Raw genomic sequence first — 11,800 nt, 5'->3', positions numbered from 1 at the left:
GCTTACTTGAACGGGACGTAGTGCTTCGCGACGACGCTGCTCTGCACGGAGGAAGAGCGCGCGAAGTCGATGAACTTCTTGACCTCGCCCTTGGGCGCGCCGACCGTGACGTACCAGAAGTTGCGCACGCCGGGGTACTGGCCGGACTTGGCGTTGCGCAGGTTGCAGGCGACGCCCTTGTACGGCACGGGGTAGGTGCCGGAGATGAAGTTGATGTCGACGTAGCCGATGGCGTTCTTGTCGTTCTGGACCGCGGCCTGGACGAGGCCGTTGGTGGCCTTCTGCGACGCGCTCGGCGTGACGCGCAGCGACGGGCCCATGAAGATGTTGCGGAACGCGTCCTGCGTACCGGAGGACTCGGTACGGACGTTGAGGGCGATCGGGCCGGTGACCTTCGAGCCCGGGACGTCCTCCCAGCGGCGGACCTTGCCGGCGAAGATGTCCTGGACGTTCTGCTGGGACAGGTTGGCGATGCTGTTCGCCGGGTTGGTGACGACGCAGATGCCGTCGCGGGCGATCTTCGTGAACGTCAGCCCGCCGGGATCGCCGGCCTGCTGGTCACGCGAGGACGCGCCGATGTTCACGCGCTTGCGGGCCACGTCGCCGATGCCGACGTCGGAGCCGCCCTGCGAGACGGAGAACTTCGTGTTGGGGTTCTTCTTCTTGTACGCCTTGATCAGGTCGACCGTGAGGGGGTAGACCGAGGTCGAGCCACTCATCAGGATCTTCGACTGGGCGTTGGCGGTGGTGGGGGCGGCTGCCGCGGCGAGGGTGCCGACGGCGAGCAGCAGGAGTCGGGTGCGCTTCATCGCGGCGCCACTCTCTCGCCCATTTGTGGACGAGTTGTGCTCATCCCGTAAAAGCCGGTGTGATGTGCGACGCCGGGTCCATAAGTTCGCCGCGTGCGTCGTTCTGTCTTTGCCTTGCTCAGCGCTGTGTTGTGCCTGCCGGTCGCCCCGGCGCACGCCGGCATCTCACCCGTCACGCCCATCGACGGCCCATCGGCCGACCTCGTCGACTTCGGCGGGGCGGCGATGGCGCCGGACGGAACCGGCGGGGTCGTCTACCGCAAGAAGGTCGACGGCCGCACGCACATCTTCGCGGCGCAGTTCGACGGCAAGGCCTGGCGGCCGGCGCAGCGCGTCGACACCGGGCAGAGCTTCGACTCGTCGTGGCCGGCGATCGGCGCCGGCAACGGCGGTCGGCTCGTGGTGGCGTGGGTGCAGGAGTTCGGGCCCTCGTCGGACCGGCTGTACTCGGCCGGGATCGATCCGGGCGCGCGCCGTTTCCAGGCGCCGGTCCCGGTCGACACGAACGTCGGCGAGGCCACCGGCACGTGGCCCTCGGTCGCCATGAACGCGAGCGGCAGCGCGTACGTCTCCTACCTGGTGATGAAGCCGCCGTCGGCGGCGGAGCCGGCCGGCTACGCCCGCGGCGAGCTGCGGGTCGCGCGCTACGACGCCACCTACTGGAGCGGCTTCGGCTTCCCGCTCAACCGCAACGCGCAGGTGCCGCTGCGGCTCCCGGCCGCCGGCGCCACGCCGAAGGTGACGATCGACGCGCAGGGCAACGGCATCCTCGCCTGGCAGGAGCCCGACGACTCGTTCGTGGACCGCGTGTGGGCGCGGCGGCTGTTCAGCGGCCAGGCCGGCATCGCCCTGCAGGTCTCGCCCTCCACCTGGGACAACGCGCCGCTGCCGGCGCCCGCGGACCGCTTCGCGCTCGACACGGCCGGCTTCGGCCAGGGCGCGATCGCCTACCGCCAGCAGCCCGGCGGCCCGCTCACGGTCCCGCGGACGATGCTCGCGATGATCCCGGAGACGTCGGCGCCGGGCGCGAACGTGTTCGCCGCCCCGCGTGCGCTGGCCGGTGACGCGCCCGGCCCGCCGTCGGTCGCCGTCGACCGCGTCGGGAACGTCGCAACGGCGTTCGGGCTCGCCCAGCGCAGCCTGCTGATCGGCGGCGACGACCGCGCCCTGCGGGCCGCCGAGCGCCTCGACGACGGCCGCACGGCGATCCCCGGCGACCCGCAGGTGGACCTCGCCGCGTCCGGCGCGTCCGTCGCCGCGTGGGTGGTCCGCCGCGGCGCGACCGGCGGCATCGGCGTGACCGAGCGCCGCGCCGACGGCGTGCCCGTCACCCAGACCGTCAGCGCCGCCGCGGGCGGCCTCGTCAGCGGTTTCGCGCTCGCGGGCTCGGGCCTCGGCGACGGCATCGTCGGCTGGGCGCAGAACGGGCAGGTGTCCGCGCTCGTGGTCGACGCGCCGCCGGACGGGTTCTCGGTCGAGGCGCCGGTCGACTACGTCCGCACCGTGCCGACGATCCGCTGGGACGTGCCGCAGAGCGCGATCGGCAAGACCACCTACACGGTCACGCTCGACGACGACACGCTCGCGGAGAACCTGACCACGACGAAGCTCAAGCTGCGCAAGCGCGATCTCGACGACGGCGTGCACGTGCTGCAGGTCGTGGCCACGGACGCCGGCGGGCAGGAGACGACGAGCGCGCCGGCCGAGCTGCGCTTCGACGCGTCGCCGCCGAAGGCCCGGGTCAAGCGCTACCGCAACGGGCTGACCGAGGTGCTGCTGACCGACGGCGCCAGCGGGGTCGACAAGACCGCGACGAGCATCAACTGGGGCGACGGCACGAAGCCGTCGAGCAAGCGCACGCACCGGTACCGCAACGGCGCGCGCCCCACGATCACGATCACCGCCCGCGACAAGGCGGGCAACCGGACGAAGGTGCGCAAATGAGAGGCGACACTCGCCTTATGGCTCGCGTCGCTGCGAGTACTCGCCCCAGGGGCTCGCACTCGCGCAGCACTGCACTTGTGATGCTGCTGGGTGTTCTGGCCATCCCGGCGCCCGCCGCCTACGCCTACGTCGCGCCGGGCGCGACGATCGCGTCCGCCTCGCTGACCCTACGCGAGCAGGGCGACGACACGAGCGGCACGCCGGACCTCTCCAGTGACGGCCGCTACGTCGTCTTCCGCACCACCTCCCGCAACCTGTTCCCGCCGGAGATCAAGGACCCGCCGGGCAAGCACTACCGCGGCGGCGTCTTCCGCCGTGACCTGGCGACCGGCGCGCTCGAGCTGGTCGCGCTCGGGGACCTGCGCAACGACGCGGACGACACGCTCGTGCTGCGCGGCGCCGACAGCCCGTCGGTGAGCGGCGACGGGCGCTACGTCGCGTTCTCGACCGCCGAGCCGCTGGTCGCGCAGGACACCAACGCCAACGTCGACGTCTACGTGCGCGACCTGGCCACCGGCGGCTACGAGCTCGCCTCGGCGGTCGACGGCGCGGACGCGCCGCTGGCCTACACGGGCGTCGCCGGGAGCGACGTCTCGCCCGGCGTCGCGCTGTCCGACGACGGCCGCCGCGTGGTCTTCCGGACCGTCGACGGCGACGCCGCCGGGATGCCCGCGTTCCAGGTGTTCGTGCGCGACCTCGCGACGCGCGGCACGCGGCTGGTGACGCACCGGCGCGGTGACGCCGCCGTCCCCGTCGGCGGGGCGCTCGGCCAGGCCGGCATCAGCGGCGACGGCACCGCGGTCGTCTGGACGGGGCGCGGCGCCGACGAGCAGGTCACGACCGTGCCGAACGAGTCGCTCGACCCACAGGCGTTCTCGTACCTGTGGCAGCGTGCGGGGGAGGAGACGCGGCGCATCACCGGCCCGACCGACCCGGACGACCCGTCGTGCACGTTCTACGTGCCCAGCGACACCGCGACGGGCCCGTGCTACGGGCCGCTGGCCGACAACGAGCAGGGCGTGGCGGGCATCATCGGCCTGCTGCCGTCGCTCAGCTTCGACGGCTACCGCGTCGCGTTCCTCACCAGCGCCTCGCCGCGCCCGCGCGTGGCCGGCAGCGCGCTCGACCTCTTCGTCACCGACATGCGCCCGGGCGTCTCCCGCAAGGCCGGAACGGTCGAGCTCACCCGCGACGATCCGGTCGACCGGATCGCGGGCGCGCCGCTGAACGCCGTCGCGCTCTCCCCGGACGGCCGCTGGGCCGCGGTCACCAGCAACCGGCTGCGCTTCCCGAGCCTCAGGTTCAGCTCGAGCGTGCGCAGCGTGTTCGACGTCGCCGAGCTCTACCTCGTCGACCTCGAGACGCGGACGATCGAGCGCGCCGCGACCGCCGCGGGTGGCGGCAACATCAACGGCTCCGGCGTGGCGGCGCAGCTCAGCGTCTCGCGGGACGCGCGCCGGGTCGCGTTCGTCTCCAGCGCCGACAACCTCTTCTTCGGCGACGCCAACCAGCGCGCCGACGTCTTCGTCGTCGACCGCCTCGACGCGGCGCCGCCGCCCGCGCCGGTCGACGAGCCGCCGATCGAGGCGCCGGTGGAGGTCTTCGACCCGCCGCCCGTCGCCACCACGCGCCGGCTCACCGTGAGCGTCAAGCGCGCGCCGGCCTACGGCGTGCGCCTGCAGGTCAAGGTGCCGGTCAAGGGCAAGCTGCGCGTCGAGATCCGCGGCCGCGTGCCCGACGCCGACGGCCGTCCGCGGGGCGCGTCGAAGCTGCTCGCCAGCAAGACCGTGACCGTGAAGAAGACCGGGTCGCTGCGCGTCGACGTGGCCATCGCCAAGCGCTACAAGAGCGCGGTCAAGCGCGCGGGGAAGCTTGAAGCGAAGGCCACCGCGGAGCTCACCCCGACTTCCGGTGGCTCGGCGTACACGCGTGCCTTGACGGTCCGTTTCGCCGCTAAACGCTGAATTGTTGTTGCGGTCACGTTGCTGACTTGTCAACGCCTCGTTGGAAGTCCGTAAACGCCCCTTGTTGCCACGCAGGCGACCCGAGAGGCTGCCCGACGCATGACGCTCGGACAGGCCGGGCGTCTCTCCCCCAGGAGCTGTTGCACCCTCATGTTGAAGACCCCCACACGGCGGTTGGCGCCCGTGCTGGCCGCGGTGGTCGCCGCCGGGCTGGCCGGCGCTTCGACCGCTTCCGCCGACTTCTCGATCGCCCGCTGCACGGGTGACGCCGTCGCCGCGCGCGGCGCGTCGTTCCAGACGGCCGCGTTCACCGGCTTCACGACCGCGTTCCGCTCGGCCACGGAGCCGGGCTGCGGCGCGACCGCTCCGGCCGTCACGCTGGACCCGGCGGGCTCGGGCGCCGGCCGCCAGGCCCTCGGCGTCCGCAACTCCGTCAGCAACCCGAACGGCGACCGTGACGCGAGCATCCGCCTCGCGGCCTCCGACGAGCCGCTCACGGACACCGATCGCACGCAGATCGCGCAGGGCACCGTCGACGCCAACGGCGTCAACGTCACGACCGCCGACGACAACACGCCCCACCTGATCCCGGTGGCGATCGGCTCCGTCGCGATCATGCTCCACCTCCCCGACGGCTGCGACTACACGGCGGCGACGAACCGCCCGCTGGACGGCAGCCGCCCGTCGCTCGACAACAACACGCTCGAGGCCGCCCTGGCCGGCGACGCGTCGGCCAACACGTGGGGCGAGGTCATCCCCGGCGTCGACGCCACGTGCGCCGCCAAGCCGGTCGTCCGCGTCGTCCGCTCGGACTCGTCCGGCACGACCTTCGCCCTCAAGCAGCTGCTCGCGCGCATCAACCCGACGCGCGGCTGGGCCGCCCTCCCGAACACGAGCTGGCCGAACATCGCCGCCAACCCGGTCGCCCGCTCGACCGCGACCGGCGGCGGCGCGCTCCGCACCGCGCTGGACACCGGCCTCGTCGCCACCACGGTCCGTGACAACGGCACGACCCCCGCCCCGGCGCAGGCGATCAACTTCGCCAACGAGGGCGGCATCGGCTACGCCGACCTGGCCACGGCGCGTGGCGGCACCAACCAGCCGTTCACCTGGAACGACGCGGCCACGGACAAGACGTTCTGGATCGCGCTGCAGGTCGGCACCGCCGCCGACCCGAAGGCCGGCACGACGTACGCCGATCCGCAGTCCGCGGGCGACGGCTACAAGACCTCGGTCTCCAACGGCGCGCTCAAGCCGCGCGGCTCGAGCTGCGGCGCCGTCACCCCGCGCGCCATCCCGGCCACGACGCAGGACCTCTGGTCGCAGGTCGACGCCACGGCCACCGGCCAGGGCTACCCGGGCTGCACGCTGACCTACCAGGTCGCGTTCGACGACTACGCCACGGTCTACTGCAACTCCCCCGAGGAGGAGCGCAAGGCCCGCACGGTCAAGGACTGGCTGACGCTGGAGCTCTCCACGGCCGGCCAGGCCAGCCTCACCACCAACGACTACGCGCCGCTGCCCGCCGCGGCCTACGCCGTCGCGCTCGCCGGCTCCAACGCCGTCGGCTGGAAGAAGAACGGCTCCCCGGGCCGTCCGTGCTCGCCGCAGCAGGAGCAGCCGAAGCCGGAGGTCACGCCGACGCCGACGCCGGTCACCCCCGGTGCCCCGAACCCGCCGGCCCCGGCGCCGCCGAGCAACGCGTTCACGCTCTCCTCGGCGCGCGTGAGCGGCACGACGATCAAGCTCTCGCTGCAGTTCCCGGGCGCCGGCAAGATCACCGTGGCGACCACCTCGGCCAAGCCGAAGAAGGGCAAGGCCGTCAAGCTCGCGACCAAGAACGTCGCGATCACGAAGGCCGGCGCCTCGTCCGTCTCCCTGAGCCTGGACAGCAAGGCCAAGAAGGCGCTGAAGACCAACAAGAGCCTGAAGTTCACGGTCTCGATCACGTACACCCCCAATGGCGGCGCGGCCAAGACGGTGACCAAGACGGTCACCGTCAAGCAGCCCAAGGCCAAGACCAAGTCGAAGAAGTAGGGAGCGCATGAAGCGCGAATCGTCAGCCCTCACGAGCCGTCCCAGCGCCTTCCGGCGTGCAGTCGGAGGTTTGGGGCAGGTCCTCGGAGGGCTGTCGCGCGCGCTTCTGCGTGACAAGTTCACCCTCTTCCTCATCGTCGCGTCGGTCGCCCTGACCGTCGTGTTCTTCTCACTGCTCGGCGGCACACGTCCGTCGTCGTCGGGCAGTGAGGTCCCGCTCTCGGTGACCCTGGTCACCTCCGAGCAGAAGGGCATCGTCAAGGCGACGCTGCTCGATCAGGACGCGCGCGTCGTGTCCGAGACGAGCGACGGCCGCCTGCTGTGGTCCGCGTACCCGCACTCGGACGCGCAGACGACGTCCCTCATCCGCACGCTGCGCGAGAACGGCGCGGTCGTCGGCGTGGATCAGCAGGACGGCAAGCCCGTCAAGGCGATCCTCGTGCAGTTCCTGATCCCGATCCTGCTGCTCGTCTGCCTGTTCGCGCTCTTCACGCGGATCGGCGCCGACGGCGGCGCGGGCGGCATCGCCTCCTTCTCGAACTTCAAGGGCAAGGGCCGCAAGCGCGGCGCCAAGAACCCCAACCGCATCACCTTCGACAACGTCGCGGGCGCCGGCGAGGCCGTCGTCGAGCTGCGCGAGATCCGCGACTACCTCGAGAACCCCGCCAAGTACCTGACGGTCGGCGCGGCGCCGCCCAAGGGCGTGCTGCTCGTCGGCCCTCCCGGCACGGGCAAGACGCTGCTCGCGCGCGCCACCGCCGGTGAGGCCGACGCGGCCTTCTTCTCGGTCTCCGGCGCGGAGTTCGTCGAGTCGCTGGTCGGCGTGGGCGCGGCGCGCGTGCGCGACCTGTTCGCCAAGGCGCGCAAGATGGCGCCGGCGATCATCTTCATCGACGAGGTCGACGCCGCGGGCCGCAAGCGCGGCGCCGGCATCGGCCAGGGCAACGACGAGCGCGAGCAGACGCTCAACCAGCTGCTCGTCGAGATGGACGGCTTCGGTGGCGACGCCGGCATCGTCGTGATGGCGGCCACCAACCGCCCGGACATCCTCGACCCGGCGCTGCTGCGTCCGGGCCGTTTCGACCGCCAGGTCGTCGTCGACGTGCCCGACGTGCACGGCCGCTTCGAGATCCTGCAGCTGCACGGCAAGAAGAAGCCGATCGACCCGGAGGCGGACCTCATGGAGGTCTCCAAGCTGTGCCCGGGCTTCTCCGGCGCCGAGCTCGCGAACGTGGTCAACGAGGCCGCGCTGCTCGCGGTGCGCCAGGGCCAGGAGCTGATCGACCAGGCGACGCTCGAAGAGGCGATCGACCGTGTCGTCGCCGGCCCGGCCAAGAAGCATGTGATCAGCCTGCGCGAGCGCCAGGTCGTCGCGATCCACGAGGCGTCGCACGCCGTCGTCGCCCAGGCCATCGGCCAGACGACGGGCGCGGGCGTCCAGAAGCTCTCGATCGTCGCCCGCGGCCGCACGCTCGGCACCTCCGCCTCGCAGCTGGTCGACAAGGACGTGACCGTCCAACAGCAGCCCGACCTCGAGCGCCAGCTGTGCGCGATCCTCGCCGGCGCGGCGGGGGAGAAGGTCCAGTTCGGCTTCGTCTCCACCGCGGTCAATGACGACCTGCACGCCGCCACCAACCTCGCGCGTTCGATGGTGACGTCCTTCGGCATGTCGGAGGAGCTCGGCATGGTCACGATCGGCGAACAGGGCGGCGAGGTCTTCCTCGGCGCGTCGCTGCAGGAGCTCGGCTCGGTCGGGCCGGCGACGCTCGAGCTGATCGACAACGAGGTCGAGCGGATCGTGGGCGAGGCCGTCGACCGCGCGACGGTCCTGCTGCGCGCGAACTGGGACACGGTGCGCGAGATCGCGCAGGTCCTGCTCGACCATGAGACGGTGTCCGGCGTGGCGCTCGAAGCGCTGCTCACCCCCGTGATGCTCGAGCGGGACGTGCCTCCGCAGGCGAACGGGCGGCGCCCCAAGCTCACGCCGCCGGTCGAGTGATCGCCGCGCTCGCCATTGCGGCGGCCGCGGCGGTACCGGCGGCTCCGGGGTGGCGACTCGAGCAGCCGCCGCCCCCGGCGGGCGCGCCGTTCCAGGTCGCGCTCGGAGCGCCCGGCTCGCTGACCTTCTGGGCCCCGAACCGGGGCCTGCTGGCCGTCGAGGGCAACGCCGTCGTGCCGCGCGGGATCCTGGTCTGGAACGGCGCGACGTGGCGCACGCTCGCGACGGTTTGCGGCGGCTCCGGCGACACGATGCGGATCGTCTGGGCCGGGCCGACCGAGTTCTGGACGATCTCCGAGCCGTCGCGTCCGCGGCAGGGCTCGGGCACCGCGCTGTGCCGCTTCAAGGACGGCCTCGTCGTGGGCTCCTACTCGACCGCGGACACCGCGCCGGACCCGTACCGGCAGATGAACGCGGGAGCGTGCGTGAGCGCGAACGACTGCTGGTTCGGCGGCATCGGCTCGCGCGATCCCGCGGGCACGCGCGTGGGCGCCTTCCACCTGCACTGGGACGGCAGCGCGCTGCGCACCGTCTACAACGCGAGCAGCGGCCGCGGCGTCAGCGACATCGTCGCGACCGGCGGCGGCTACGTGGAGTCGTCGGTCGTCGGGCCGCGCCGCGGGGCGACCGTCGCGCCCGACCCGCGCCCGCTCGACTCCAAGCCGCTGCTGCTGCGGCGGATCGCCGGCGGGTTCGCGGACGAGCCGTTCGTGCCCGCCGACGAGCCCGAGGGCGGCACCGAGCTGCTCGCGCTCGACGCGACGCCCAGTGCCGTGTGGGCCGTCGGCGGCGGCGCGGCGTCGGGAGCCGAGGTCGCCACGCGCGGTGTCGGCGGCGTGATCGCGCGCCCGCCGCTGGCCGCGGTCTCCACGGGCGGCGCGTTCCGCGAGCTCACGCTGACCGGCGCGCCGTTCGGCAGCGCCGACCGCTTCGAGGACGTCGCCGGCGTGCCCGGCACGAGCGAGGCGTGGGCGACGCTGGTGCCGTTCGCCGAGCGTGACCGCACGAACGCCAAGGCGCAGGTCGCGCGGATCGACGCGGCGACCGGCGCGGTCGAGGTCGAGTCGCTGCCCGCCTCCGGCTCGGGGCGCGGCGCGGCCGCGCGGATCGCCTTCACGTCCCCGACGGACGGCTGGATGGTCACCAACGCCGGCTGGATCTTCCACTACACCGACGGCACCGCGCAGGCGGTCGACACGGACCCCGCGTTCGCCAACGCGATCACCACGCGCCCGAACGAGGCCGCCGAGCAGTTCGTCCCGGACTCCGCTCCGGCCGACGACTCGCAGCTGTTCGCGCCGCCGCCGGTGGCCGTCGAGACCGAGACCACCGAGGCGCCCGAGCCGAAGCCGCTCAAGGCGCTGATCACGAACGTCAAGAAGCCCAAGGTGTCCAAGAAGCTCGTGCTGTCCCTGTCGTTCCGCGTGAACCGTCGCGCGAAGATCCAGCTGATCGCCCGCCGCGGCGGCAAGACGGTCGCGCAGACCAAGAACAAGACCTACAAGCCGGGCAAGGTCACGCTCAAGCTGCAGCTCTCGCGCAAGAAGTGGCCGACGGGCCTGCGCTTCAAGACGAAGGAGCTCGAGCTCGACGAGTCCCAGCTCGCCCCGAGCGACGACACGGTCGTGACGACGGGCTGATGCGACGTCTGCTGGTGATGGTGCCGCTCGTCGTAGCGGCGTTGGTGTGGGGACTGAACTCGCGTGCGGGCGCCCAGGGCGACCCGGCGCTCCTGGCGCAGCCGATGCTCGGCGTCGCCGACACGCAGACCGTGATGATGGGCGCCACGGCTGACGACACGTGGGCCTACCGGATGCTGCCCGAGCACCTCGGCGGGCAGCTCGCCTTCCTTGGTTACACGGACGCGAACGGCTGGCGGATCGCGCAGCGCGTCGACGCGGGCGAGCCCAACCGCGGGTCCGCGCGGATCACCGTCAGCGGCGGTGGGCTGCTCGTGAGCCGTGCCCCGGCCGGGGCGAACGTCCTGGTCCGCAAGCCCGGAGGCGAGTTCCACCCGGCCGCGCCCGTGCCCGCGGGCCTGCTGCGCCCGGCGCCCGCCGCGACGCCCACGCCCACGCCGACCGCGACGCCGACGGTGACCGCCACCGCGACGGCCACCGCGACCGCGACGGCCACGGCCACGCCGACCGCGACGAGCACGCCGACCGCGACGCCGACCGGCACCGCCACGGCGACGCCCACCGCCACCGCGACCGCCACGCCGACGCCCGCGCCCGACCGCGCGGAGGTGCTCGCCGACGACAACGGCTCCGGCCGCGTCGTCACGGCGGCCTACGAGTCCGGCGGCAACCTGCACGCCCTCTTCGCCCCGCGCGGTCGCCGCGTGCAGGACACCGTCCTGCACTACGACGACGGCAGCGGGTCGTGGACGCGCGAGGACATCACGCTCTCCGGCTCCCAGCTCGACGCGTTCGAGGTGCTCGCGCTCGCCGCCGGCGGCGAGGACGCGTGGCTGCTTGGCGTCGACGCATTCGGCACGCTCGCGCTCTTCCAGCGCGACGGCACCACGTGGGAGCCGCAGCCGTTCACGCCGCCGGTCCTCGTGTCGGCCCTGCCCGGCTCGGCCGAGCCGCTCACGGTCACCGCCGACGGCGTCTGGATCGACGCCGCGCGCGACGCGGCGACCGACGCCACGTTCTTCCGCGCCACCGACGGCACCGTCACCTCTTGGTGCGACGACGCCGCCTGCAGCCACCCGTTCGGCGCCCGCTTCTCGCGCGCGCAGGGGTATCGATCCTTCGGCTTCTCCGGCGGCGGCCGCGTGATCTCCAACCCGTCGCCGCCGAAGGGCTCCGACGAGCAGAACCGCGGCACCTACCTCGTGCGCGAGGGCGACACCTTCGTGCGCCGCCCCGGCGGCGGTGGCTCGTTCCGGCCCAGCGCCGCGTTCTCCTCGCCGACCAAGGGCTGGCTCGAAGGGCCCGTGCAGGTCTCCGCGGAGGCGCGCCCGGATCGCCTGAAGGCGTGGCCGGCCGCCGCCCGCGCGCCGCTCACCGCCGCGGCCACCGCGCCCGGCCAGCCCGCCG

The 11,800-nt window shown here is 73.0% G+C and carries 7 protein-coding genes; 6 read left to right on the top strand and 1 reads right to left on the bottom strand.

Features of this window, described 5'->3' with window-relative positions:
* Window positions 1-2: 2 nt before the first annotated feature.
* Entirely contained in the window at window positions 3-809 is an 807-nt protein-coding gene (locus OJ997_RS30940; protein ID WP_270029225.1) for a phosphate ABC transporter substrate-binding protein, read from the bottom strand.
* 114 nt (window positions 810-923) lie between these two features.
* Here OJ997_RS30940 and OJ997_RS30935 point away from each other — a divergent pair, with 114 nt between their 5' ends.
* The 6 genes from OJ997_RS30935 to OJ997_RS30910 form a co-directional block, all read left to right on the top strand.
* A complete protein-coding gene (locus OJ997_RS30935; RefSeq protein WP_270029224.1) occupies window positions 924-2,753 on the top strand; it encodes a hypothetical protein in 1,830 nt (609 codons plus the stop codon).
* Between the two features lie 80 nt (window positions 2,754-2,833).
* Window positions 2,834-4,717, top strand: a complete 1,884-nt coding sequence (locus tag OJ997_RS30930) for a hypothetical protein (protein ID WP_270029223.1) — start codon at window positions 2,834-2,836, stop codon at window positions 4,715-4,717.
* Between the two features lie 150 nt (window positions 4,718-4,867).
* Window positions 4,868-6,754 carry a hypothetical protein gene (locus tag OJ997_RS30925; RefSeq protein WP_270029222.1) on the top strand — a complete coding sequence of 629 codons (1,887 nt, stop codon included), beginning with the start codon at window positions 4,868-4,870 and terminating at the stop codon, window positions 6,752-6,754.
* A gap of 70 nt (window positions 6,755-6,824) precedes the next feature.
* Entirely contained in the window at window positions 6,825-8,753 is a 1,929-nt protein-coding gene (gene ftsH / locus OJ997_RS30920) for an ATP-dependent zinc metalloprotease FtsH (RefSeq protein ID WP_270029220.1), read from the top strand.
* Complete coding sequence (locus OJ997_RS30915) at window positions 8,750-10,393, top strand: hypothetical protein (protein ID WP_270029219.1); 1,644 nt, start codon at window positions 8,750-8,752, stop codon at window positions 10,391-10,393. Before ftsH ends, OJ997_RS30915 begins: the two co-directional genes overlap by 4 nt.
* Window positions 10,393-11,800: hypothetical protein (locus OJ997_RS30910; protein ID WP_270029218.1), on the top strand; the 1,408-nt coding region annotated here is incomplete at its 3' end. The genes OJ997_RS30915 and OJ997_RS30910, both read left to right, overlap by 1 nt.

Source organism: Solirubrobacter phytolaccae (assembly GCF_027587195.1).
GTDB lineage: Bacteria > Actinomycetota > Thermoleophilia > Solirubrobacterales > Solirubrobacteraceae > Solirubrobacter > Solirubrobacter phytolaccae.
The sequence above is the reverse complement of the archived record's forward strand: the minus strand, read 5'-3'. Positions and strand labels throughout refer to the sequence as shown.

Coding starts and splice junctions, on each gene's coding strand:
- OJ997_RS30940 (WP_270029225.1), bottom strand. CDS start 809: ATGAAGCGCACCCGACTCCTGCTGCTCGCCGTCGGCACCCTCGCCGCG.
- OJ997_RS30930 (WP_270029223.1), top strand. CDS start 2,834: ATGCTGCTGGGTGTTCTGGCCATCCCGGCGCCCGCCGCCTACGCCTAC.
- OJ997_RS30925 (WP_270029222.1), top strand. CDS start 4,868: ATGTTGAAGACCCCCACACGGCGGTTGGCGCCCGTGCTGGCCGCGGTG.